Below are 24,428 nucleotides of genomic sequence, written 5' to 3'. Positions count from 1 at the left end.
GCAAGTGCTAGGTTGGGGGCATGGAGGCGATCCTGACGACCCCTGCTGCCCTGCGCAGGGCCGAACAGACCTGGCCGGCACGCACCGCCATCATCGACGACCAGTGGACATCGTCGGACACACCACATCTGGAATTGACCTGGTCACAATTCGCCCATCAGGTACGCACCTGCGCCGCCGCGCTGATCGCGTCGGGCATCGGCGCGGGTGATCGCGTCGCCATCTGGGCTCCGAACAGCTATCACTGGCCGATCGCCGCGCTCGGTGTGCAGTATGCGGGCGCGACGCTGGTGCCGCTGAACACCCGTTACACCGCCGGTGAGGCGATCGAGATCATCGAGCGTTCCGCCGCCCGCGCGGTGATCGTGTCCTCCGAGTTCCTGGGCGGCGATCACCTGGCCGACCTGATGCGCGATCACCGCGCCGCGATGCCCGACACCGTCGTCGGCGTGGTATTCGAGAACTCCTCCACCATTCCCGACGGCGCCGTCGAGTGGACGGACTTTCTCGATCGCGCCACCCCGGAGACACGCGCAGAAGCCGAGAAACGCGCGGATTCCGTGGCCCCCGACGACATCTCCGACATCCTGTTCACCTCTGGCACCACCGGCAAGTCCAAAGGTGTACTGGCCGAACACCAGCAGACGATCGCCGGTTCGCACGCGTGGGGCGCCAACGGCCGACTGAACGCCGACGACCGCTACCTGATGGTGAACCCGTACTTTCACACCTTCGGCTACAAGGCCGGCATCCTGCCGTGCACGCTGGTCGGTTCGACGATGCTGCCGCTGGCGGTGTACTCGCCGGCCGAGGCCATGAGGCTCGCCGCAACCCAGCGCGCCACCGTCTTCCCAGGGGCGCCCACCATCTTCCAGACGATCCTTGACGACCCGACGCGGGCCGAGCACGACCTTTCGTCGCTGCGGCTGGTGGTGACCGGCGCCGCGATCGTGCCGGTCGTCCTGATCGAGCGACTCCAGAGCGACCTCGGCGTCGACACCGTCATCACCGCATACGGACTGACCGAGGCCAGCGGGTTCGTGTCCACCTGCACTCCCGATGACGACGACGAGACCGTCGCCAATACCTGCGGCCGAGCGTTCGAGGGCATGGAGATCGCGTTGTCGGAGCAGGGTGAGGTGCTGGCACGCGGCACCATGGTGATGCGCGGCTACCTCGACGACCCGGCCGCGACGAAGGAGACGATCGACGACGACGGCTGGCTGCACACCGGCGACATCGGCACCATCGACGACCGTGGCAATCTGAAGATCACCGACCGCCTCAAGGACATGTACATCTGCGGAGGCTTCAACGTCTATCCCGCCGAGATCGAGCAGACCCTCGCACGACTGGACGGGATCACCGAATCCGCGGTGATCGGGGTGCCGGACGAACGCCTCGGCGAGGTCGGCCGCGCCTACGTGACCGTGCGCGACGGCACCAAGCTGGACGAGTCGTCGGTCATCGCCTACGCCAGGGAGCACCTGGCCAACTTCAAGGTGCCCCGATCGGTGGTGTTCGTCGAAGCCTTTCCGCGTAACGCGGCCGGCAAGATCCTCAAACGGCAACTACCCACACTCGCGTGACCACGCAGGCGGGGACGCAACGCAAACCACACGGGGAACTGACATCCACGGCGGTTACAACCTGTGTGGATGCCAGTTCTCCGTGTGGTTGCGATCCACAGGCGTCGTTGCTTAGTATTGGCTAGGCAAACCTAACCCCACTGCCGGTCGGCAGATCGGTGTCCGATATTGTTCCGACCGTGCCGAATCGTGCACACCGACCTGGGCAGAAGGGCAAGTGACGTGGGAAGTACGGAATCAATTCTGGAGCTCGGCTATTGGCTGTCCGGCACCGATGTCTACAACAATGTGTGGCTGCCGATCTGGGATGTGATCGCGGGTACCCACAACGCGCTCTTCCCGTTCCTGCCGCCACTCTGGACCACCAACAGCTAGCCGGTCTCTGCGCGTCGGGGGTTGGTCACCGGCGAACTCCCGACGCGCGACGGCAGGCTCACGAACGCGGCTTGACCAGCGGGAACAGGATCGTCTCGCGGATCCCGAGACCGGTCAGCGCCATCAGCAGGCGGTCGATGCCCATGCCGGTGCCGGCGGTCGGGGGCATGCCGTACTCCATCGCGGCGAGGAACTCCTCGTCCAGACGCATCGCCTCATCGTCGCCGGCCGCGGCCAGCCGCGCCTGATCGACGAACCGCTCCCGTTGGATGACCGGGTCGACGAGCTCGGAATAGCCGGTGGCGAGTTCGAAGCCGCGCACATACAGGTCCCACTTCTCGACCACCCCCGCGACGGTGCGGTGCGCTCGTACCAGCGGCGATGTCTCGACCGGGAAGTCACGAACAAACACCGGCTGCGACAGATGTTGCCCCACCATGTGCTCCCAGAGCTCTTCGACGAGCTTGCCATGCCCATAGCCCTTGTCCTTGGGGACCTCGAGTCCCACCCGCTCGGCGATCGACAGCAGTTCGTCGACGCTGGTGCCGGCATCGCCGCTCATCGGGACGATCTCGCTCCCCAGCGCCTCCGACAGCGACGGGTACATCTGCAGCGACGTCCACTCCCCCGACAGGTCGTACTCGGTACCGTCGGCCATCGTCGGCGTCAGGGTGCCCAGCGCTCCCTGTGAGACCTCTTGCACCAGTTCGCGAGTCATCACCGCAGCGTCGTCGTAGGTGCCGTAGGCCTGATAGGTTTCCAGCATCGCGAACTCCGGCGAATGGGTGGAGTCGGCGCCCTCGTTGCGGAAGTTGCGGTTGATCTCGAAGACCCGCTCGATCCCGCCGACGATGCACCGCTTGAGGAACAGCTCCGGCGCGATCCGCAGATAGAGATCCATGTCGAAGGCGTTCGAATGCGTCACGAACGGACGGGCTGCGGCACCCCCGTGCAGCGTCTGCAGCATCGGGGTCTCGACCTCGAGAAAGTCTCTGCGGGACAACGCATTTCGCAGTTCGGACATCACCGCGATGCGGGTTCGCGCATTCGCTCGCGCCTCCGGCCGCATGATGAGGTCCACGTAGCGTTGCCGGACCCGGGTCTCCTCGTTCATCTCCTTGTGCGCGACGGGCAAGGGACGCAACGCCTTCGACGCCATCTCCCAGGAATCGGCCATCACCGACAACTCGCCGGTGCGTGAACTGATCACTTCGCCGTGCACGAAGACGATGTCACCGAGGTCCACATCGGCCTTCCATCGGGTCAGCGCCTCTTCGCCGACACCGTTGAAGCTGATCATCGCCTGCAACTGGGTGCCGTCCCCCTCCTGCAGGGTGGCGAAACACAGCTTGCCCTTGTTGCGCAGGAAGATGATGCGGCCGGTCACCCCGACGATCTCGCCGGTCTCGGTGCCCGCCTCGAGGTCGGGATGGGCGGCCCGGATCTCCGACAGACTGTGCGTACGCGCGATGGAGACCGGGTAGGCCTCGCGCCCCTCGCCCAGGATGCGGTCGCGCTTCTCCCGACGGATCCGGAGTTGTTCCGGAGCGTTGTCGTCGGCAGTGTCTACGGGCGCGTTCTGCGTGGTCGGGGAGTTGCTCACCCCCGAGACCTTATCGGAATCAGGTGTCGCGCCCGTTGCCCGGTCGAGCAGCCCGCCGCGCCGGTTCAGTGGGCGGAGATCGCGGCGAGTTCCTGTTCGCTGATGGTGCCGGCGACATGCGCCCGGCGCAGGGCACGGAACCCGCCGACCACGAACACCGCCCCGGCGATGCCGCGCGCCTGCAGATGCCAGGCCAGCCACTCGGCCTCGTGACCGTCGTCGCTGATCAGCAGCCAGCGGGCGTCGGTATGGGCGGTACGCAGGGACTCCGGCGTCCCCGGGGTGAGACGGGTGAGGAGTTCGGCGGCGTCGACGGCCAGCGCGCCGGAAAGCACACCGTCGGCCTGGCGTTTGCGCTGGCTACGGACGTCGACGGGTGTGTGGCCGGAGCCCACCAGCCTCGCGTAGTCGGCGGCCTGGGCCGACAGCGGCGTGGCGTCGGCGGACGTTGTGACAGTGGTGATGGGGGTACCGAGGACGGCGGTCATGTGAGGTCCTGAAAGTAATCGAGTGAGCGGGGGTCGTCGAAGAAGGGCGGCCGCAGATGCGGAACTCAGCCCTGACAACACTCCAGACAGCTCTTGATCACGGCGAACAGTGTGCCACAGATCCACACGCTGCACCAGACCTGCACAGATCCGAAACGTGGTGGAAGTCGTCACCCCCGGCCCCTGAGACCCGGAGCCTGCGGAGGGTCGCACCCCGACCCCTGCGGAGAGTCGTCACGTAGGGCGGCTGACGCCTCGCTCTTCGCGCACCGACAGGCACCCACTCCGCTGATCGAGTAGCGACGAACGGAGTGAGGAGTGTATCGAGATCAGGTTCGGCGACAATCGGAACCTCAGCGCCGACGCTGCTGCTTTGACCGCTCGTACACCAGCCGCAACCCGTCGAGGGTCAGGTACGGGTGATGGGCGGTGAGCGTTTCGCATTCGTCGAACATCAACGGCGCCAGGAAGCCGGTGGCCACCACGGACACGTCGTCGCCGTCGAAGCCGGCGACGGTGTCACGCACGCGGTCCACCAGCGCGTCGACCTGACCGGCGAACCCGTACAGGATGCCCGACTGCAGCGCCTCGACGGTGTTCTTGCCCAGCACGCTGCGCGGGGGCATCAACTCCACCTTTCGCACCGTGACGGTGTGTTCGGAGAGCGCCTCTACCGCGAGGTTCACGCCGGGGGCGATGGCACCGCCGAGGAACTCCCCCTTCGCCGACACCGCATCCACCACGGTGGCGGTGCCGAAGGCCACCACGATGCACGGCGCCTTCGGATAATTGTGGTGGGCGGCAACACAGTTGGCGACACGGTCGGTGCCGACCTCTTTGGGGTTGTCCACCAGTAGCGGAACGCCGGTCCGCACACCGGGTTCCAGCAGAATGTGGTGATGGCCGTCGCCGAAGTAGCGCGGCACCATCACTCTCAGCTCACGCAGCAGCGACGGAACCGTGGACAGCGCCGCGACACCGGTCACCTGCTCGATGTCGGAGCCCAGCAGGCCGCGGATCAGCAGCGCGAGCTCGTCGGAGGTCAGGTTCGGCTCGGTGTGGATACGCCAGTCGCGCACCATTGTTGCGTGTTCGCCCGAGCCGGCGAAGACCCCGAGATGGATGTTGGTGTTCCCGATGTCGACGGTCAGCAGCATGGACGCGACTACACCGCGGTGTCGACGAGCTCGCGCGGGTCACGCAACCCTGAGCCGGCGGGCACACGGGCCGGGTCGTCGCCGGCCTCGAGGACACGGTTGCGGTCATCGACAAACACGACCGAGGGCGAGTACTCGCGCAGCTCCTGCTCGTTCAAGATGCCATAGGCGATGATGATCACCAGATCGTCGGGGTGTACGAGATGCGCTGCGGCGCCGTTGATGCCGATGACACCGGAGCCGCGTTCGCCGGCGATGACATAGGTCTCGAGGCGGGCACCGTTGTCGATGTCGACGATGGTGACCTGTTCACCCTCGAGCAGGTCGGCGGCGTCGAGGAGATCCTGGTCGATGGTCACCGATCCCACATAGTGCAGGTCGGCCTGGGTGACCCGGGCCCGGTGGATCTTCGACTTCATCATGGTGCGGAACATATGCGATTCCCTTCGGTGGGTGATCTGGTGTCAGTGGTGGATCTGTTCGGGGTCGCGGCCGGCGAAACCGGTGCCGATCGCGACGCCCACGTTGTCGATGAGGCGTGCCGCGCCGACCCGGGCGGCGACCAACAGCCGTCCGTCGCCGAGTTCGGGTGGTTCGCCGAGTTGACGGTCGGTGAGCGCGAGGTAGTCCACCTCGATCTCTGGGTTGGCGTCGAGCACCGACTGCGCAGCGGCGAGGATCGCGTCGCGTCCGCCGGCCGCGGCATGGGCACCGGCGACCAGCGCCGCCGACAACGTGGTCGCCAGCTCGCGTTGCTCCTCGTCGAGGTACCGGTTGCGCGACGACATCGCCAGACCGTCGCTCTCCCGCACCGTCGGCACGCCCACGACGTCGACGTCGAGGTTCAGGTCGTCGACCATCTGCTTGATCAGGACCAGCTGCTGGTAGTCCTTTTCCCCGAAGTACGCCGCATGCGGCGCGACGATGGTGAGCAGCTTGAGGACCACGGTGAGCATGCCGGCGAAATGGGTGGGCCGAGACGCGCCGTCGAGCACGGCGCCGGCCGAGCCCGGATGGACCATCGTGCGCTGCCCGTCGGGATACATGTCGGCGGCCGTGGGCGCGAACACCACCTCCACCCCGAGCGGCCGCAGCAACTCGCAGTCGGCGTCGAACGTGCGCGGGTAGGCATCGAGGTCCTCGTTGGCCCCGAACTGCAGCGGGTTGACGAAGATCGACACGATGACGACGGTATTGCCGCTGGCCTTCGCGGTCCGGACCAGTTCGAGGTGGCCGGCATGCAGTGCGCCCATGGTGGGCACCAGCGCCACCCGCTTGCCCGCGCGACGCAGCGCGGACGTGATCCGGTGCAGCGTCGCCGGATCCCGATGCACGGTGAGTTCGCCTGGCGTGTACGGCTTGTCGCCGAGGTCGGTGGTCATGTCGTCTCCAGCACGTCGATGAGTTCGGCGGGCGCAGCGGTGTGGGCTGCGGTCCGACGGGCGAGCACGCGGTAGGCCTCAGCGATGTCGGTGGCACCGGCGTCGTCGGCGGGCAGCCCCCGCAGCGCGCCGAGATGATCGGCGACGGCCTTTGCGTCGCCGCGGGCGACCGGCCCGGTCAACGCGCGCGGCCCGAGCTCCAACACGTTCTGCAGAGATGCCGTCACGAGGGGGCCCAGGATGCGTTCGGCGAGCATCGCGCCGCTGCCGTCGACGGTGGCCGCGGCCCGCCCGGCCTGGCCGGCGGGCCCGTCGATCGCGGCGTCGAGCGCGGCCACCGCGTCGGTGATGAGGGTGATCAGATGGTTGGCGCCGTGCGCCAACGCGGCGTGATAGAGCACGCGGTCGGCTTCGGCGATGCGCACCGGTTCGCCACCCATCTCCAGCACCAGCGCCTGCGCGATCGCATACCCGACCTCGTCGGCGGCGGTCACACCGAAACAGGCCTGCCGCAGCCGTGTGGTGTCGTCGGCGGTGCCGACAAAGGTCATCGCCGGGTGGATGGCGAGTGGCAGGGCGCCGAGTTCGGCGAGCGGCGCGAGTACGGCGACGCCGCTGGCTCCGGCCGTGTGCGCAACCAGCGTGTTGGGCCGCAGCGCCCCGCTGTGGGCGATCTCGTCGACCACGGCACCGAGCGCCGCATCGGGGACGGCCAGGATCAGCAGCTCCGACCGGGCGACCACCGACTGCAGGTCCATGACCTCGGATTCGGGGAGCCGGTCGGCGGCGCGGCGTCGGGAGGCCTCGGAACGGGCCACCACCGCGCCCACCACGTGACCGGCCTGTTCGAGAGCGGCACCGAGTGCGGTTCCGACTCGGCCGGCCGAGATCAATCCGACGGTCAGACGCGCAGGGGTGGGGAGATTGGAAACGCCGGACAGGTACGGGGCATCCCCGTGCAGCCCGGACGGGCCGAGATCATCGCTCGGTGAGGTCACCACTGTCCTCCGCTGAAAATGTTCCAGTCCCGGCTGAGCTCGGGTACCAGACGTTGCAGAGCAAGACTAGGCCCTCGACACCGCCCGGGGCCAACGCCTGTGACAGGCTTCACGTGATGACACGCGTCACGGCACGCGGTCGGTCAGTCCTCCCGACGCCGCCGACCACCGCCGGGCGCACCCGACTGACGCAGCTGGCTGAGCAGCTCGGAGACCGGCAGGCCGGCGGAGTGCGCACTCTCGCTGTCCTCGCCCCGCCGCCGACGACGCCCCTGCAGGGCCGGGTTCGACTCGTCGCCGCTGCCCTCGTGCCGTCCTATCGCAGCGAACGACGCCGACTCCGGCGACGGGTCGGGACGGGTGTTGCCCGGTGCGGGTTCGGCGGGGGCCGACTCCTCGTCGGCAGCCTCCGGGATATCGGTCCCGGCGTCGGCCGGCAGGTCGTCCACAGACTCTGGAGTAGCAGACTCGCGAGCAGCGGATGCCGGAGCCGCAGACTGGGCGGGCGGCCACTCGTCGGTCGGCGACTCGTCGACGTAGGCGTCGGCGGTCGCGGACGTCTCGGCGCCGGCCTCCTCGTCGGCGAGGACGGCATCCTGCACCTGATCGTCGGTGACGTCGGTGGGCACCTCGGTCGCGATGCGTCCGGAGATGGGCGCCTCATCGGTGATCACCGGGATCACCTCGGTCATCTCGTTCGGATCGACGTCGGCCGGGATACGCCGACCGGAGTCCGCGGCCGGGGCGGTGGTGGCGAAGTCCTGCGCGGCGCGCACACTGTCGTCGGTGGCGAAGTCCGCGCCGAAACCGGTTCCGCCCCCATATCCGGAGCCGTAGCCGCCGGGCTGACCGATCCCCGAGGCCAGCTCCCGCAACTTCTCACTCGGCAGTGCGACCCGCGGATCCGGCAACGACTCACCGAGCAGGGTCTCCAGACTCGACCGCAGCGCCAGCACCTGGGCCTTGAGTTCGGCGAGCTCCTCGTTGGACTCGGCGCTGACCTCTTTGCGGATCGTGGTCTCCACGTCGAGCTCGTACTGGCGCCGGGCCGCGATCTCGCGCTCGAGCTGCAGTTCGTACACCAGCCGCAGATCGCGACTCTTGGCCTCTGCACTCTCGGCCTGCCGACGGAATTTGGTCACCAGGATGGCGCCGATCACGGCCGCCCACAGCGCTGCGATCACCGCCAGCGATCCACTGATCGACAACTGATCGGTGAAGACCATCAGGATGCTGGCCACAATGGCGAGCACGATGAGCAGACCCAGCAGCCACTGTCCCACCGATCTTCCGGAGCGCCGCGGCTCCGTGGAACGGCCGTTCGAGGTCGTCATGATCGTGAACTTACCGCCTGACCGCACTGAAGTTGCCCAAGCACCGCGGAGAGTCACGAATCCCTCGGGTGCTATGGGCGAGGTCAAGCAGGCCCCGGATGCCCTTCGACAGCGTCATCGGTCGGGTCGTCGGGTGCACGACAACAATATTCGAGCCAGAGGGCGGCCGCCACCAACACAATGCCGCCGACGAGTCCGACGATCGCGCCGGGCCGGTCGTGCTGCGCGGCGGCGAGATCGTGTCGGGTCCACAGGAACACGAGCAACCCGGCCCACACCCCGACCGCGATGGCGCCCAGGATCGCCGACGATTTCGCCAGTGCGAACACCCGTGCCGCGGTCAGCGGATGCAACTGCCCGCGGGCGCGCCCGACATCACGCGAGGCGACCCGGGCGCGCACGATGAACGCGATCACCGCCTCGAGCGCGGCCAGGATGTACAGCACCAGGCCGGCCAGTAAGGGCATCGGCGGCAGGCTGCCGTAGTTGTAGCGAACCAGTATCCACGCCACGATCGCCACGACGACAGCGATGGCGGTCAGGTCTCGCACCCGGGTGGGGCCGAGCCCGGATTCCTGGTTCTCCTCCGGTGGACGTTTCGGTGCGGTCATCGCCGCCTCGGTGTGGGCAGTTCGTCGACCACCACGACTCCGGCGCGTTCGTCGGGGTCGAGTTCGGCGACGAGGTCGGCCACCGGCCGCTCGCCCTGCGCGGTCCACAGTGTGGCGTCGGGCTCGACGGCCAGCCACGGCACCAGCACGAAGGCGCGTTGGGCCGCACGGGGATGGGGCAGCGTCAGCGCGGGATCGGCGCTGGTTACGACGTGGCCGTCCCGGCTGACGGAGATCACGTCGACGTCCAGAGTTCTGGGCCCCCAACGCACCTCGCGGGTACGGTCGGCGGCCTGCTCGAGTTCGTGACAGATCTCGAGCCACTGCTCGGGGGAACGCTCGCCCTCCGCGATGATCGTCACGTTGAGAAAATCGTCCTGTGCAACGCCACCCCATGGCGCCGTGGAGTAGATCGGCGAGACGGCCACGAGGTCGTCGGCGAGACATTCGACCACACCGGCCAGGTGGGCCGTGCGGTCACCGATATTGGACCCGGCCGAGAGGACGACACGTGAATACGTCATCAACTCATCGACTTTCGGGAACTCATCGATTTCCGGGAGCGTCGCGTCACCACCGCGACGTCGGCGAACTGCAGCGGGATGGGCGCCGACGGCTTGTGCACCGTCACCTCGCAAGCAGCGATCCGCTCGTCGTCCATCAGCGCGTCGGCCACCTCACCGCCGACGGCCTCGATCAGGTTGCGCGGTTCGCCGGCCACGATGTCGTGAGCGCGTTGGGCGAGTGCACCGTAGTCGACGGTGTCGTCGAGGTCGTCGGAGGCAGCCGCCGCGGTCAGGTCGAGCCACAGGATGATGTCGAGGATGAAGTCCTGCCCGTCGCGGCGTTCGTGTTCGAAGACACCGTGGTTACCCCGGACGACGAGGCCACGCAGCTCGATGCGGTCGGTCATCGGCTGTTCCTCGCTCTGGTCGGACGTATCGGGTCGGCCGACCCGGCGTCGGTGGGTCGGCGGCGTCCGCCACGGCGCCAGGCGCTCGCGACGGCGATGGCATCGCGACTCTTGGCCACATCGTGCACACGGACCGCCCAGGCACCGTCGGCAGCGGCGAGGGTGGAGATGGCCGCGGTCGCGATCTCACGTCCCGCCGGTGGCCGGCTCTCGCCGTCGTCGGCCAGCAGGGTGCCCAGGAAGCGTTTGCGCGACGCCCCCACCAGCACCGGGAAACCGAGACCGACCAGGGTGGGCAGGGCGTGTAGCAGCGCCCAGTTGTGATCGGCGGTCTTGGCGAAGCCGAGGCCCGGATCGAGGATGATCCGATCGGCGTCGACACCGGCATCGACGGCCGCGTCGACCTGGGCCAGCAGTTCCCCGCTGACCTCGGCGACCACGTCGCGGTACCCGCCGGCGTCGTCGACGCCGTGGGTGAACGGTGCACCGGCATGAGCGGCGACCCGGTCGACCGGACGCCAATGCATCAGGATCCAGGGCAGGCCCGAGTCGGCCACCACCCGCGCCATGTCGGCGTCGGCGCGTCCGCCGGAAACGTCGTTGATGACGGTGACACCGGCGTCGATGGCGGCCTCGGCCACCGCGGCCCGCATGGTGTCCACCGACAGCGGCACACCGGCGTCGGCGAGGCCCTTGATGACCGGCGCGACCCGCGCCGCCTCCACCTCCGGGTCCACGCGGCTGGCGCCCGGTCGGGTGGATTCGCCGCCGACGTCGATGAGGTCGGCGCCCTGGGCGACCAGTTGGTGCCCGTGGGCGATCGCCGCGTCGAGGTCGAGGTAGCGGCCGCCATCGGAAAACGAGTCCGCGGTGACGTTGATGACCCCCATCACGAGGGTACGGTCGGCATCCAGACGCATCGGGTCGCGATGGCCGCTCAGGTCCGCGAGATCAGGTCGAGCGCCTCGCCACGCGAGACGGCGCTGGTCTTGAACAACCCGCGCACCGCCGATGTGGTGGTGGTGGCACCCGGTTTGCGGATACCGCGCATCGCCATGCACAGGTGCTCGGCCTCGATCACCACGATCACCCCGCGCGGCTCGAGCCGATTGACGATGGCATCGGCGATCTGGCTGGTGAGACGTTCTTGGACTTGCGGACGCTTGGCGTACAGGTCGACGACCCGCGCCAGTTTGCTCAGCCCGGTCACCTGGCCACCCTCGCCGGGGATGTATCCGACGTGCGCGACGCCGTGGAACGACACGAGGTGGTGTTCGCAGGTCGAGTACATCGGGATGTCCTTGACCAACACCAGTTCGTCGTGGTTCTCGTCGAAGATGGTGGCCAGCACTTCGCTGGGGTCGGTGTAGAGACCCGCGAACATCTCCCGGTAGGCGTTGGCGACGCGGGTGGGGGTGCGTTGCAGCCCTTCGCGGTCGGGGTCCTCCCCCACCGCGATCAGCAGTTCTCGGATCGCGGCCTCGGCGCGAGGCTGATCGAAGTGTCGCCCGCTCGGCGTGCGCGGGGCGAGTTCGTCGACTGCGCGATCCATGTCCTGCTGCTCACTGATGGTCATCGTGTCATCTGGTCCGTTCTGGGAACGTCGGTGCCGTCGGCGGGGTCTGACGCCTGGTGTCGCGGGTCGTTACCGGTATCCGGCACCGTTCGTGCCGGAGTCATCGGGTCCCCGGTCGTCTGGATTCCGGTCGGGAGACCCGTATCCGGCACCGTGGCCGTTGGTCCCGTTGGGGTACCCGTGTCCGTTCTGCTGCCCCTGGGGCTGCTGCCCCTGGCCACCACCGTGGTGTCCGGCACCCTGGTTGCCGGGGCGGCCCTGGTTGCCGGGGTAGCCCTGGTTGCCGGGGCGGCCCTGGTTTCCGGGGTAGCCCTGGTCGCCGGGGTAGCCCTGACCGCCATAGCCGCCCGATGACCCATTGGGGCCGCCCTGCGGAGCGTCCCGCGGCGGCCAGCCCGGTGCCGACCAGTCGCGCGGGGCGCCGTAGTCGGGCCGGGTGCCGTGGGTGGGTTGACCGGAGTAGCCACCCGACCCCTGATATCCACCCGATGAGCCACCGTAGGGCTGGCCGGGCGCGGACTGCGGCGGGTAGGACGGTGGATACGACTGGCCCGGTGTCGGATTCGGGTAGCCGGGTGCGGCACCCGGATGTCCGGGCGGACCGCCCGCGCCGACCGGTTCCGGAACCGGCTCGGGCGCCGGCGGCGGCCACGGCTCACCACGTTCGATCGCCATTTCACCCGGCGTCTTCACCGGCGGCTTGTCGCTCGGGGTGCGATCACCGAACTCGTTGAAGGTGGTGATGCGCGGACGCTTGTGCACCTCGGCGAAGATCCCCTCGAGGTCCTTGCGGGTGAGCGTTTCCTTCTCCAGCAGTTCCGAGGCGAGCACGTCGAGCGTGTCGCGGTACTCCGACAGGATGGCCCACGCCTCGGTGTGCGCGGCCTCGATCAGGCGGCGCACTTCTTCGTCGATCTCGCTGGCGATCTCGGCCGAGTACGACGCCTGATTGCCCATCGACCGGCCCAGGAACGGATCGCCCTGTTCCTGGCCGTAGTGCACGGCGCCGAGCTTTGCGCTCATGCCGTACTCGGTGACCATCGCACGCGCGATCTTGGTGGCCTGGTCGATATCGCTCGACGCACCCGTGGTGGGTTCGTGGAACACGAGTTCCTCGGCGGCCCGACCGCCCATCGCCATGACGAGACGCGCGATCATCTCCGAGCGCGTCATCAGGTCCTTGTCCTGCTCGGGCACCGCGAGAGCGTGGCCGCCGGTGCGGCCGCGGGCCAGGATGGTGACCTTGTAGATCGGGTCGAGGTCGGGCATCGCCCAGGCCGCCAGGGTGTGTCCGCCCTCGTGATAGGCGACGACCTTCTTCTCGTGCTCGCTGATGATGCGGCTCTTGCGGCGCGGGCCGCCGATGACGCGGTCCACGGCCTCTTCCAGCATCTCGGCGGTGATGGTGTCTTTGTGCTCGCGAGCGGCCAGCAGCGCCGCTTCGTTGACGACGTTGGCGAGGTCGGCGCCGGACATGCCGGGAGTGCGCTTGGCCAGTCCGTCGAGGTCGGCGTCGTCGTCGATCGGTTTGCCCTGCGCGTGCACCTTCAGGATCGCGCGGCGACCGGCGATGTCGGGATTGCCGACCGGGATCTGCCGGTCGAAGCGGCCCGGCCGCAGCAACGCCGGGTCGAGGATGTCAGGGCGGTTGGTGGCGGCGATCAGGATGATGCCGGAGCGATCACCGAAGCCGTCCATCTCGACGAGCAGCTGGTTGAGCGTCTGCTCGCGCTCATCGTGGCCGCCGCCAAGGCCGGCACCACGCTGGCGACCGACGGCGTCGATCTCGTCGACAAAGATGATGCAGGGGCTGTTGTTCTTGGCCTGCTCGAACAGGTCACGCACGCGCGAGGCGCCGACACCGACGAACATCTCCACGAAGTCCGAACCGGAGATGGTGAAGAAGGGCACTCCGGCCTCGCCGGCGACGGCCCGGGCGAGCAGTGTCTTACCGGTTCCGGGCGGGCCGAACAGCAGCACACCCTTGGGGATCTTGGCGCCGAGCGCCTGATAGCGCGTCGGGTTCTGCAGGAAGTCCTTGATCTCGTAGAGCTCTTCGACCGCCTCGTCGGCGCCCGCGACGTCGGCGAAGGTGGTCTTGGGCATGTCCTTGGTGAGCTGCTTGGCCTTGGACTTGCCGAAGCCCATCACGCCGCCGCGACCACCGCCCTGCATGCGGTTCATCACGAAGAAGAAGAGTCCGAACAGCAGCAGCATCGGCAGGATGAAGATCAGGATCTGCCAGAGCGCCGATTCCTCGGTCACGTTCGTCTGATAGGGCGCGCCGGTCTGGGTGACGGTGTTGAACACTTCGTCGCCGGCCGCGGCGGGATACTTGGCGCTGATCTTGGTGACGTCCTGGCCGTCGACCTGGATCGGGTTCTTCAACTCGATCCGCAGCGTCTGCTCGCGGTCATCGATGTCGATGCGGTCGGTGTTCTTCACGTTGAGCTGCGTCAACGCGACCGAGGTGTCCACGGACGAATACTCGCGGCCGGAGTCACGCATCACGCTCCAGCCCCAGAGGGCGAGCACGATCAACGCCACGATGGCGAGGTTGCGGAAGACTGACTTTCGGTTCATGCGTGTTGGTGGTGGTTCGGGCCGGTCTGGCTGTCCTGCCCGCGCCGTTCCCACTGTCCTTCCCGGTCGACGTCGCGGCCTGCCGCGCGTCGCGAGCGCAGCTGTCCGTATTTGTAGAGGCTACCGGTCAACGAACTTCCGGGGAAAACCGTTCCGCCCACCGTCCGCGGCTGCTCACCGCAGGTACACGGTCAGTTCTGGTACACCGTCGGGCGTAGCCGACCGATGAAGGGGAGATCGCGGTAGCGTTCGGCGAAATCGAGGCCGTAACCGACCACGAACTCGTTGGAGATGTCAAAGCCGACGTCGGCGACGTCGACCGGCGAACGCACCGCTTCGGGTTTGCGCAGCAGCGTGCACACCTCCAACGATCGCGGCGAGCGGGTCGCGAGATTCTTCATCAGCCACGACAACGTGAGCCCGGAATCGATGATGTCCTCCACGATGAGCACGTCACGGCCGGTGATGTCGCGGTCGAGGTCCTTGAGGATGCGCACCACTCCCGACGACGAAGTCGACGACCCGTAACTCGAGACGGCCATGAACTCCATCTGCGACGGGATGCTCAGAGCCCGCGCGAAGTCGGTCATGAACATGACCGCACCCTTGAGCACCCCGATCAACACGAGGTCCTGCTCGATGTCGGCGTAGCGCGCCGCCACCGACTCGGCGAGCTCCTGGGTGCGGAGCTTGATCTGATCCTCGGTGATGAGGATCGCCTCGATGTCGTCGCCGTACGCGTGCGAGTTGTCGACAGGTGTGGTGTCGGATCCGTGTGGGGACTGCACGCTTCCAGCTTGTCATGTCCCGGCCGGAGCACGCCCACGACCACCCGGATCCGCGCGCGAATCTCGGGTGGATTCGCTGCCGTCGGCGTGGCGTTGGTCAACCGTCCCAGTGGGCCTGGTAACGATGTAGGTCGTTCGTACGACATTTTTTGTGGGAACGGGATGTCGCGCATCACACTAAGATCACGAATGACAACATGATTCACACGCGACACACTTTTCTCCAGCCGTGAACCGATATTTGTGAAAGTGAAATTCGTCCGCAGACGCTGTGATTACAGGGGGCCTGGTCATTTGTTCTGCGAACGAGATTCCTTCATGCAGCCTGCCCAGCCCCGACTCTCGTCGCGGAGTCGATGACCTGAAAGACACCACATATGCATGCACACCCAGGCACCCGCACCCGCAGCCGCGGGCTTCGTCGCCACCTCCGCCTACTGACCGCCTTTTCCTTTGTCACCGTGGCGATTACGGCGTTCGCCGGGGTCGCGCAGGCCGCTCCGACCCAGCCCGCGCCGACGACGTACGACATTCATACGACAGCGACGTCGTTCTCCATCACCGTGCACAACGGCTCGATCAGCACCAATAACGGTGTGCTCGCCATTCGCAATAACGCCGGTGCGACCGCATTTCAGATGCCCCTGAACTACCGCAAGGAGTATCTGCAATTCCCCATCGATGCCCGGACCTCGGGAAATAGCGCCACGCTGATACCTTCCCGTGACGTTGCGCGGGCCGTTCCGGTCAATCCGGCCGAGGTGGAGCGGCTGCGGGTGGAGGCTGCCAGGCAGCAGAAGGCGGCCGGCCCGCAGACGAAGCAGGAGCGGGATGACGAGGCGCTGGCTCGGTTCAATCAGGAGTTGAGTGCTGGTCTGTCGATCTCGTCACTGGTCGGGACTGTGCTGGGTGCGATCGTAGGTGGCGTCGTCGGTTGCCTCACGGGACTGATCGCGGCAATCGTCGGGTGCCTCCCCGCGATCCCGCTGGGCGCGAGTCTCGGTGGAATCGTCGGCCTCAGCCTCGGCGGCGGCGGTTCGCTGATCTACTCCGCAATCAACTACTTCAACACCATCAACTCCCCGTTCGTCCCACCCAAGAAGTGACACGCTGACGCTTCAACCCCGACGGTCCGCCTCAGTGCTCGACGAGGCGGGCCGTCACTTGAGTCTGCGACGTTGGCCTGCCGTGGTCGCGAACTTCTGGCCGCAGTTCCCGATTCCGGCTTGGAGCCGCACCTGCGGCCACAACCTACAACTGCGGCCAGAACTGTTTGACCCACCGCCCGCGGCGGCGCGGCGGCGCGGCACACGTCAGCGGGGGTGGCGGGTGACGTGTAGCCGCGTTCCGGTGCGGGTGGCGACGAGGCGCGCGGTGGGGTCGCCGCCGATCGCGACCTGCGCTCGGGAGGTGGGATCGCACACCAGCGAGTCGACGGCGACGATCACCCGATAGGTGGGCTCGGTGGCGCCGACGTCGAGCAGCCAGCGACGCACCGCCCGGGTACGCAACGCCGCCGGAGCGTCAGCGAGGACCGCAGCGTCGAGTACTGCAGCAACGAGTTCTGGGACGTCGACTCTTGGGATGTCGGTTCCTGGGATGTCGGTTCGTGTGTTGTCACAGTCTGCACCGATGACCGCCCGGTCATACAGGTCGTCGGCGAGTGCGTCGAGAGCGTCGTTGTCGTCCTGCAGCGACGACGCCGTCCGGCCCAGCGCGTCGACGACCCCGCCGTGCAGCACGTCGTCGAGCAGCGGCAGCACCTCGGATCGCACACGAACCCGGGTGAAGCGGGGATCGCGGTTGTGCGGGTCGTGATGCGGGCGCAGTCCGAGCTCGGCGCAGGCGGCCAGTGTCTGGGTTCGACGAACACCCAGCAACGGTCGGCCCCACGGCGGATTCCATGGCCGCATGCCGGCGATCGATCGCGTCCCCGATCCCCGCGCAAGGCCGAGCAGCACCGTCTCGGCCTGGTCGTCGGCGGTGTGCGCCAGCAGGACGGGCCGGCCGGCGCGGGCGCCGTCGAGTGCGGTGTAGCGAGCGGTGCGCGCGGCCGCTTCCATCCCGCCCGCGGAGCCCACGCGGACCGCCAGCACGGTCGCCTCGGCCCCCAGGTTCATCGCGGCCTCAGCCGCCTCGGATGCAACATCATCCGATCCTGCCTGCAGACCATGGTCGACGACCAGCGCGCGCACCCGCAGACCAGCACGCACCGCGCACGCCAGCAACGCCAACGAGTCCGGTCCGCCGGACAGCCCGACGCACACCTCGTCGCCGACGCCCGGGTACGCAGCTGCGAATTCGGCGACTGCGCGGGTTACAGCACCCGTTGCATCCACAGGCGCGGTTCGTCGATCTCGTTCGGTCGCGGCATCGTCTCCGGCGAGGTCCAGATGGTGTTGAACTGCTCCATCCCGACTGCGCCGACCACTTCGTCGACGAACGCCTTGCCCCGGATGTACTGCGCCAGTTTGGCGTCCATGCCGATGAGAGCCCGGATGATGCGCTGGATCGGGTTGCGGGGTGCGGTGCGTCGTTTGTCGAAGGCCGCGCGGATGTTCGCGACGGTCGGCACGTGCACGGGGCCGACGGCATCCATCACGTGATCGGCGTGGCCCTCGAGCAGGGTGCCGAGCATCATCATGCGGTTGAACGCCTCGTACTGTTCGGGCGTCTGCAGCAATTGCATCGCGCCGAGCACGCCCTTTTCGCGGGGTTTGTCGCCACGCAGCGTCTCGGTGATTCTGCCGATGATCTCGCCGGTCGATTCCCCCGCATCCGAGGTGAGGATCTCCAGATTGTCGATCATGTACTGGCGCAACCAAGGGTTGGCGGAGAACTGCACCCGATGGGTCACCTCGTGCAGGCACACCCACAACCGGAAGTCGCTGGGCACAACCTTCAGGGACCGTTCGACGGCGATGATGTTGGGTGCCACCACCATGAGCACGCCGGGGTCACCGGTGTCGGGGTCGGGGGTGAACGGGTCGTACTGCCCGAGGATGGCGCCGGACAGGAAGGCGAGCAGCCCGCCCGCCTGCACTCCCCCGGCCTTCGCGGAGAGTCCGGCGAGTCCGGAGGTGTCGGCCTCACCGCTGACGCCGAGCATCGACTGCATCGAGCGGGAGGCGGCGTCGACCCATTGCTTGCGGTCGAGGATGCGGGTGGTGGGCACCCGCAGGCCGTCGGCCAGACCGGTCAATTCGCGGACCGGCGCCTCGGCGCGGGTGGCCGCATCGGCCAGTTCGGCATAGGCGGCGTCGAGCGTGTATGCGGTGGTCTTGGGTCCCGGTCGGGCCAGTCGCCGTCCGGTGGCCGCGGCCAGGCCCCAATCGATCCGGGCACCGATCGACTCGGCGTCGACCTGGTCGAGAGTCGTGTCATTGCTGTTCATCGGCACCCACATTCCCTCAGCGCGCCGGCCACGTCATCGAGAGCGGGCCGTGCATCGGCCGGGGACGTGCCTCCTGACATGAGCGCGAACGCCAGCACCCGGCCGTCGATCGTCTGGACTATCCCCGTCAACGAACTCACCCCGGTGAGGGTTCCCGTCTTCGCGCGCACCCATCCGGCGCCGGGATTGGTGTCCGGGTCGAAGCGGTCGGTCAGGGTTCCGGTGCCGCCGGCCACCGGCAGTCCGTCGAGCAACGACCGCATCAGCGGCTGCGACGGCCCGGCCGCCGCGCCCATCAGGGTGTCCAACACTCCGGCCGGCACCCGATTGGCGTACGACAGCCCCGACGCGTCGCGCAGGGTCACCGCCGACATGTCGAAGCCATGCCGGCTCAGCGAGCTCTCGATGGCGGCCACTCCGCCGGCGAGGCTCGCCGGGCCGCCCTGCGCGGTCGACAGTTCGACCGACAGCGTCTCGGCGAGCACGTTGTCGCTGAAGCGCATCATGTCGTTGACGCGCGTCACCAGCGGCGCCGACTGCACCTGCGCGATCACCTGTCCGCCGGTGGGCACGGTCTGCTCGGTGACGGGGGCGTCGACGCCGAGCGCCGCGGCCAGCGACTCCCCGGCGATGATGGCGGGGTCGGCGACGCGCGGCGAGTACTCGTCGAGCGGTTCTATGCGGGCGCCGTCGGCCATCAGCGATTCGATGGGCGCGATGTCGCCGCCGGCGATGTCACCGTCGTCCCAGGTGCTCTCCATCGACGGCCCGGTGTAGGCACTGGTGTCGACGGCCACCGAGGTGACGTCGATACCGGCCTTGCGGATCTGCGCGGCGAGGTCGGCGATGCGGGGGGCGCGCGTGTAGAAGGTGTCCGCGCCGGTCGGCTGCGCCGACAGGGTGGGATCGCCTGCGCCCTTCAGGATCACCTGTCCGCCGGGGCCGGCGACGACCGTGGTGGTGATCCGCTGATCGTGTGGCAGATCCAACAGTGCCGCGGCGGCGGTGAGGATCTTGGCGTTCGACGCCGGTACCCGCGGCTCGGTTGGCGAGTCCGACCAGAGCTGCTGCCCGGTGAGCGCATCGCTGATCTCCCCGGTGAACTCACCCAGAGCCGGGTCGGTGACCGCCTCTTCGATGGCCTGCCGCAGCCCGGCGGGAGTGGGTTCGGGCGCGTTCGGCGGGACCGGGTTGATCTGCGGGTTCACCGCGATGGCGGCCGGCTGCGGCGGGATGCCGGGTGGCAGTTCCTCGGACGAGTCGATCTGCAGGGCGACGGCGACGGCACCACCGCCGATGAGGGCCAGGATGACCACCGAGATCAGCGCCCACAGCACTCCTCGACGCGACCGCAGCGAACGACCCGACCTGCTGTCGGGCCTCGTCGATCCGAGCCGCACGCTCCGCCACCTCCGGTGATCGCCGTGGGGGTCGGGCCCCCATGTCCGCCTCACAGTATCGTTGAGGCGATCTGCGCAGGCGACTGCTCGTCGGCTGCCGTCACCACCAGCGACAACTGTGCCAGGAGGAACTGTGGAATTCGATGTGACCATCGAGATCCCGAAGGGTAGCCGCAACAAGTACGAGGTCGATCACGAGACCGGCAAGGTCTACCTCGACCGCTACCTGTACACGTCATTCGGCTACCCGGCCGACTACGGCTACATCGACGGCACCCTCGGTGAGGACGGCGACCCGTTGGACGCGCTGGTGCTGCTACCCGAGTCCGTCTACCCCGGTGTCATCGTCAAGTCCCGTGTGGTCGGCATGTACACCATGACCGACGAGGCCGGCGGCGACGACAAGCTGCTGTGCGTGCCCGCCGACGACGTGCGCTGGGACCACATCCAGGACATCTCCGACGTCAGCGAGTACGAGCTCGGCCCGATCTCCCACTTCTTCGAGCACTACAAGGACCTCGAGCCGGGCAAGGAAGTTCAGCCGGGTGGTTGGGTAGGCAAGGCCGAGGCCGAGAAGGTCGCCCAGCAGGCCATCGACCGCCTCGCCGCGCATCCCGACCACGCCAACGAACCCTCCCGCGGCTAAGCAACCGCACCTGCGGCTGGCCACGACACCAGCACGGCGGTCGAGTGGGCACTGTTTTCCGTCGAGTGGGCGTCGCTTCCCACAGAACCGCACGTTCTGCCGGAAGTTCGACGCCCACTCGACACCAACACAGCGCCCACTCGACACGAAAAGCGTGCTGGGCACGGTGCGAGCGTGACTTACGTGGCTTTCTGTCCTATCGGCCGACCCGTCCGCAATGGCAGTTCCTTCCAGGTCACCGTCCCGATGATCGCGAATGCCGCCATGATCGACACGGCCAGGAACACGCTGTCCATCGAGTTCGCGAAGCCCTCCTTGATCGGGCGGGCGAGTTCCGGCGGTAGTTCCTGGATCACCGACGTGTCCGACATGACGTCCGACGACGCCGACGCCTGGCCGGGGTTCTGTGCCGCGGCAATGAGACCTTGCGCGAACTCACGGGTCTGCGGGTTGTCACTCTGCGCGGCCTGCGCCACCGCCGCCTGATACTCCGGCTGTGTGGCGGCCGAGCTCATCTCGTCGGCGATATTCGGCCCCATCAGGGAGAACAGCACCGAGAAGAACACCGCCACACCCATGGTGCCGCCGATCTGGCGGAAAAAGGTCGCGGTGCCCGTCGACAGGCCCATGTCCTTGGGCGGCAGGATGTTCTGCATCGCCAGCATGATCGGCTGCATCAGGTTGCCCAGGCCGAAGCCGATCAGCGCGGCGATGAGCATCACCAGATACAACGGGGTGTCCACGCCGACGAGGTGCATCAGGAATGCACCGACGGTGATGAGCACCGAACCGATGATCGGGAAGATCTTGTACCGCCCAGTGCGCGAGATCAGCTGACCGGACAGGATCGAACCGGTCATCAGGCCCAGCACCATCGGCAACATCTGCAGGCCGGCGACCATCGGACTCGATCCACGCAGCACCTGGTAGTACTGCGGCAACATCGAGATGCCGCCGAACATCGCGGCACCGACGATCACCGAGATCCCGATACCCTGCAAGAAGATCGGGTTCCGGAACACCCGTAGCGGGATCAGCGCCTCGTCGCCCATCCGGTTCTCGATCCAGATGAAGGCGGCGATGCCGACGACGCCCACCACGTAACACAGCCAGGCAGCTCCGGAGGTCCAGCCCCATTCGCGGCCCTGCTCGGCGACGATGAGCAGCGGCGCGACGGCGATGGCCAGGGCGGTGGCACCCCAATAGTCGGTACGGCCACCCTGTCCCTTCTGCTGGTCGTAGTTGAGGACCTTGTAGATCAGCACCAGCGCGGCAATCCCGATCGGCACGTTCACCAGGAAGACCCAGCGCCAGCCGGTGACGAACAGGATCGACGACTGTCCGGCGAAGAGACCACCGAGCACCGGACCCAGGACGCTGGAGGTACCGAACACCGCCAGGAAGTAGCCCTGGTACTTGGCACGCTCACGCGGCGGCACGATGTCACCGATGGTGGTCAATGCCAGCGTCATCAGGCCACCGGCGCCGAGGCCTTGGAAGGCACGGAAGGCCGCGAGTTCGTACATCGACGTCGCGATGCTGCACAGGAACGATCCGATCACGAAGATCGAGATGGCCACCATGAAGAACGGCTTGCGGCCGTACATGTCCGACAACTTGCCGTACAGCGGTGTGACGATGGTCGCCGTCACCAGGTAGGCGGTCGTCGCCCAGGCCTGCATGTCGTAACCGTTGAGGTCGTCGGCGATGGTCCGGATCGATGTCGACACGATCGTCTGGTCCAGCGCGGCCAGGAACATCGCGCTCATCAGGCCGGCCAGCACCGTCAGGATCTGACGGTGACTCAACCCGGCGCCGGCGACGTCGTCGTCGCGGGCCGTGGCTGTGGATTCTGTCATTTCTGTCCTTTCACAAGCGCTTCGAGCGAGCCGGATCCCGTCTTGGCGCACGGGGGTGCGATCACGGACTCCGCGGCGTCGACGAATCTGCCGAGCAACCCGACCAGGGCATGCAGTTCGTCGTCGCTCCAGTCCGACATCGCTTGGTCCATCGCTGCGCGACGCACCGTCCGCATCGCCTCGACCCGGCCACGACCCTCGTCGGTGATCACCAGCTGGGTGGCGCGACCGTCGTCGGGGTCTGCTTCCCGGCGCACGAGCCCGAGATCGACGAGTTGGGCCACATAGCGACTCACCGTCGACGGGTCGGCGTTGAGACTCTCGGCGAGTTCCCGTGACCGCATGGGCTGGCGGGCCAGGTGGAAGAGCGACTTGAAGGCGGCCGACTCGAACTCACCGTCCGGCGTCTTGAACGTGGTGTGCGCCGCACGGTCGCGGATGCGGACGTATCGGGCGAGAGTGTCGAACAGCTCGTCGAGAGCTCTCTGGCCGAGCATCACGCCTCCGTGTGGTCACGTTTCGGGGCCTTGCCCCCGCGAGTCCTTTACTTTCCCTTTGCGATTAGTTGCGTCCCGCAACTAGTTGCCGGACGCAAGTATGCGCGCGGATTCGTGGGAAGGCAAACCGTTACCTACGATCAGAAAACGTGACTCCTCAGCCGCCTCCCACATCGGGCAACCGTCCGCATTTCACCTCCATGCCCGATCTCGCCCTTCGCGATCTCGGGGGCGCGGTGGTCTGGACCAACGACGACCTGTTCGCCGAGGCGCAGAACCTCATCAAGACGCCGGCGGCGCAGTACCAGCCGGCCACGTTCGGTCACAAAGGCCAGGTCTACGACGGCTGGGAGACCCGGCGACGGCGGCAGAGCGGGGTCGACCAGGCGATCGTCCGACTCGGCGCGCCCGGCGTCATCTACGGCGTGGTGGTCGACACGTCGTGGTTCAAGGGCAACTATCCACCGCACATCTCGGTGGAGGCCGCCGCAGTGGAAGGCGTCGTCTCGGTCGATCAACTACTCAACGACGTCGAGTGGGTCACGATCGTCGACAAGTCCCCCGCCGAGGGTGACACCCGAAATCCGTTCAAGGTGGACGCCAAGAATCGCTTCACGCACGTGCGACTGACGATGCACCCCGACGGCGGCGTGGCCCGCTTCCGCGTGCACGGTCGCGGAGTGCCCAACCCGCACTTCTTCCGCTACGGCCACTTCGACCTCGCCGCACTGGAAAACGGCGGCCTGATCACCGCCTGCTCCAACATGTTCTACAGCTCCCCCAACAATCTGCTGATGCCCGGACGCGCCCGCAACATGGGCGAGGGCTGGGAGACCTCGCGGCGCCGCGACGACGGCAACGACTGGGTCCAGGTCCGGCTGGCCGGGCGCGGCCAGGTCAGCCTCGTCGAACTCGACACCAGCTACTTCCTCGGCAACGCTCCCGGCGCGGCGACGGTTCGGGGTCGCGACGGCGAGAACGGCGAGTGGTTCGAGGTCCTGCCCCGCACCGAGCTGCAGCCCGACACCCGCCATCGCTTCGTCATCGACCTCGATCGTCCGATGACCGAGGCGCGCATGGACATCTACCCCGACGGTGGGATGGCGCGGTTCAAGCTGTACGGCACATTGACCGACGATGCGGAGGCCGAGCTCATCGAGCAGTGGGAGCGTGGCGAGGCCTGAGCTTCGCGCGCATCTATCGCGCATCCGCGCATGTCGAGACGTGCGCGGATG

24 protein-coding genes are annotated in these 24,428 nt (G+C 67.5%); 5 read left to right on the top strand and 19 right to left on the bottom strand.

Going from position 1 to position 24,428, the window contains the following annotated elements; genetic code table 11:
* The first annotated feature begins 20 nt into the window (after positions 1-20).
* The gene (locus tag ACIGKQ_RS09040) at positions 21-1,589 is read left to right on the top strand and encodes a FadD3 family acyl-CoA ligase (protein ID WP_396573297.1); all 1,569 of its coding nucleotides are present in this window, start codon (positions 21-23) and stop codon (positions 1,587-1,589) included.
* A 222-nt stretch (positions 1,590-1,811) separates the two neighbouring features.
* Positions 1,812-1,964 (top strand): hypothetical protein, encoded by a 153-nt coding sequence (locus tag ACIGKQ_RS09035; RefSeq protein ID WP_235724489.1) that lies wholly within the window; start codon positions 1,812-1,814, stop codon positions 1,962-1,964.
* 58 nt (positions 1,965-2,022) lie between these two features.
* Here the strand turns inward: ACIGKQ_RS09035 and lysS are convergent, their stop codons facing one another.
* From lysS to hpt, 14 genes are all read right to left on the bottom strand, one after another.
* Positions 2,023-3,567, bottom strand: a complete 1,545-nt coding sequence (lysS, locus tag ACIGKQ_RS09030; RefSeq protein ID WP_396573295.1) for a lysine--tRNA ligase — start codon at positions 3,565-3,567, stop codon at positions 2,023-2,025.
* 65 nt (positions 3,568-3,632) lie between these two features.
* Entirely contained in the window at positions 3,633-4,055 is a 423-nt protein-coding gene (locus ACIGKQ_RS09025; RefSeq protein WP_396573293.1) for a rhodanese-like domain-containing protein, read from the bottom strand.
* Between the two features lie 353 nt (positions 4,056-4,408).
* Complete coding sequence (locus tag ACIGKQ_RS09020) at positions 4,409-5,212, bottom strand: type III pantothenate kinase (RefSeq protein ID WP_235724486.1); 804 nt, start codon at positions 5,210-5,212, stop codon at positions 4,409-4,411.
* 8 nt (positions 5,213-5,220) lie between these two features.
* Positions 5,221-5,646, bottom strand: a complete 426-nt coding sequence (gene panD / locus ACIGKQ_RS09015; RefSeq protein WP_235724485.1) for an aspartate 1-decarboxylase — start codon at positions 5,644-5,646, stop codon at positions 5,221-5,223.
* Positions 5,647-5,676: 30 nt separating this feature from the next.
* A complete protein-coding gene (gene panC, locus ACIGKQ_RS09010) occupies positions 5,677-6,594 on the bottom strand; it encodes a pantoate--beta-alanine ligase (protein ID WP_235724484.1) in 918 nt (305 codons plus the stop codon).
* Entirely contained in the window at positions 6,591-7,592 is a 1,002-nt protein-coding gene (locus ACIGKQ_RS09005; protein ID WP_235724483.1) for a Rossmann-like and DUF2520 domain-containing protein, read from the bottom strand. The genes panC and ACIGKQ_RS09005 overlap by 4 nt, the downstream gene beginning before the upstream one ends.
* 143 nt (positions 7,593-7,735) lie before the next feature.
* Entirely contained in the window at positions 7,736-8,926 is a 1,191-nt protein-coding gene (locus tag ACIGKQ_RS09000) for a DUF6779 domain-containing protein (RefSeq protein WP_235724482.1), read from the bottom strand.
* Positions 8,927-9,009: 83 nt separating this feature from the next.
* On the bottom strand, positions 9,010-9,537 hold the full coding sequence (locus ACIGKQ_RS08995; RefSeq protein WP_235724481.1) for a DUF3180 domain-containing protein: 528 nt from the start codon (positions 9,535-9,537) through the stop codon (positions 9,010-9,012).
* Complete coding sequence (folK, locus tag ACIGKQ_RS08990) at positions 9,534-10,061, bottom strand: 2-amino-4-hydroxy-6-hydroxymethyldihydropteridine diphosphokinase (RefSeq protein WP_235724480.1); 528 nt, start codon at positions 10,059-10,061, stop codon at positions 9,534-9,536. Before folK ends, ACIGKQ_RS08995 begins: the two co-directional genes overlap by 4 nt.
* Complete coding sequence (gene folB, locus ACIGKQ_RS08985; RefSeq protein WP_235724479.1) at positions 10,061-10,450, bottom strand: dihydroneopterin aldolase; 390 nt, start codon at positions 10,448-10,450, stop codon at positions 10,061-10,063. The genes folK and folB overlap by 1 nt, the downstream gene beginning before the upstream one ends.
* Complete coding sequence (folP, locus tag ACIGKQ_RS08980) at positions 10,447-11,340, bottom strand: dihydropteroate synthase (protein ID WP_396573289.1); 894 nt, start codon at positions 11,338-11,340, stop codon at positions 10,447-10,449. The genes folB and folP overlap by 4 nt, the downstream gene beginning before the upstream one ends.
* Positions 11,341-11,387: 47 nt before the next feature.
* Positions 11,388-12,026: a GTP cyclohydrolase I FolE gene (folE, locus tag ACIGKQ_RS08975; RefSeq protein ID WP_396573287.1), complete on the bottom strand. Its 639-nt coding sequence runs from the start codon at positions 12,024-12,026 to the stop codon at positions 11,388-11,390.
* 69 nt (positions 12,027-12,095) lie between these two features.
* The gene (gene ftsH, locus ACIGKQ_RS08970; protein ID WP_287014736.1) at positions 12,096-14,609 is read right to left on the bottom strand and encodes an ATP-dependent zinc metalloprotease FtsH; all 2,514 of its coding nucleotides are present in this window, start codon (positions 14,607-14,609) and stop codon (positions 12,096-12,098) included.
* Positions 14,610-14,800: 191 nt separating this feature from the next.
* A complete protein-coding gene (hpt, locus tag ACIGKQ_RS08965) occupies positions 14,801-15,397 on the bottom strand; it encodes a hypoxanthine phosphoribosyltransferase (protein ID WP_396573285.1) in 597 nt (198 codons plus the stop codon).
* A gap of 377 nt (positions 15,398-15,774) precedes the next feature.
* Between hpt and ACIGKQ_RS08960 the strand changes: the two genes are divergently transcribed.
* Entirely contained in the window at positions 15,775-16,503 is a 729-nt protein-coding gene (locus ACIGKQ_RS08960; protein WP_396573283.1) for a glycine zipper family protein, read from the top strand.
* A 207-nt stretch (positions 16,504-16,710) separates the two neighbouring features.
* Here the strand turns inward: ACIGKQ_RS08960 and tilS are convergent, their stop codons facing one another.
* From tilS to dacB, 3 genes are read right to left on the bottom strand one after another with little or no spacing between them, the layout of a single operon-like run.
* On the bottom strand, positions 16,711-17,736 hold the full coding sequence (tilS, locus tag ACIGKQ_RS08955) for a tRNA lysidine(34) synthetase TilS (protein WP_396573281.1): 1,026 nt from the start codon (positions 17,734-17,736) through the stop codon (positions 16,711-16,713).
* The gene (locus ACIGKQ_RS08950; RefSeq protein WP_266059936.1) at positions 17,715-18,791 is read right to left on the bottom strand and encodes a zinc-dependent metalloprotease; all 1,077 of its coding nucleotides are present in this window, start codon (positions 18,789-18,791) and stop codon (positions 17,715-17,717) included. Before ACIGKQ_RS08950 ends, tilS begins: the two co-directional genes overlap by 22 nt.
* Positions 18,788-20,191 (bottom strand): D-alanyl-D-alanine carboxypeptidase/D-alanyl-D-alanine-endopeptidase, encoded by a 1,404-nt coding sequence (gene dacB, locus ACIGKQ_RS08945; RefSeq protein WP_396573279.1) that lies wholly within the window; start codon positions 20,189-20,191, stop codon positions 18,788-18,790. The genes ACIGKQ_RS08950 and dacB overlap by 4 nt, the downstream gene beginning before the upstream one ends.
* A gap of 133 nt (positions 20,192-20,324) precedes the next feature.
* Between dacB and ACIGKQ_RS08940 the strand changes: the two genes are divergently transcribed.
* Positions 20,325-20,837 carry an inorganic diphosphatase gene (locus ACIGKQ_RS08940; RefSeq protein WP_235724473.1) on the top strand — a complete coding sequence of 171 codons (513 nt, stop codon included), beginning with the start codon at positions 20,325-20,327 and terminating at the stop codon, positions 20,835-20,837.
* A 179-nt stretch (positions 20,838-21,016) separates the two neighbouring features.
* On the opposite strand, the gene ACIGKQ_RS08935 is transcribed toward ACIGKQ_RS08940, so the two are convergent.
* Positions 21,017-22,696: an MDR family MFS transporter gene (locus ACIGKQ_RS08935; protein WP_396573277.1), complete on the bottom strand. Its 1,680-nt coding sequence runs from the start codon at positions 22,694-22,696 to the stop codon at positions 21,017-21,019.
* On the bottom strand, positions 22,693-23,193 hold the full coding sequence (locus ACIGKQ_RS08930) for a MarR family winged helix-turn-helix transcriptional regulator (RefSeq protein ID WP_396573275.1): 501 nt from the start codon (positions 23,191-23,193) through the stop codon (positions 22,693-22,695). The genes ACIGKQ_RS08935 and ACIGKQ_RS08930 overlap by 4 nt, the downstream gene beginning before the upstream one ends.
* A 200-nt stretch (positions 23,194-23,393) precedes the next feature.
* Here ACIGKQ_RS08930 and alc point away from each other — a divergent pair, with 200 nt between their 5' ends.
* Entirely contained in the window at positions 23,394-24,377 is a 984-nt protein-coding gene (gene alc, locus ACIGKQ_RS08925; RefSeq protein ID WP_235724506.1) for an allantoicase, read from the top strand.
* Positions 24,378-24,428 lie beyond the last annotated feature (51 nt).

The sequence above is a fragment of the Gordonia sp. NPDC062954 genome, from assembly GCF_044543825.1.
GTDB lineage: Bacteria > Actinomycetota > Actinomycetes > Mycobacteriales > Mycobacteriaceae > Gordonia > Gordonia tangerina.
Note: the sequence above shows the minus strand (reverse complement) of the source record. Positions and strands in the feature narration are given on the sequence as shown.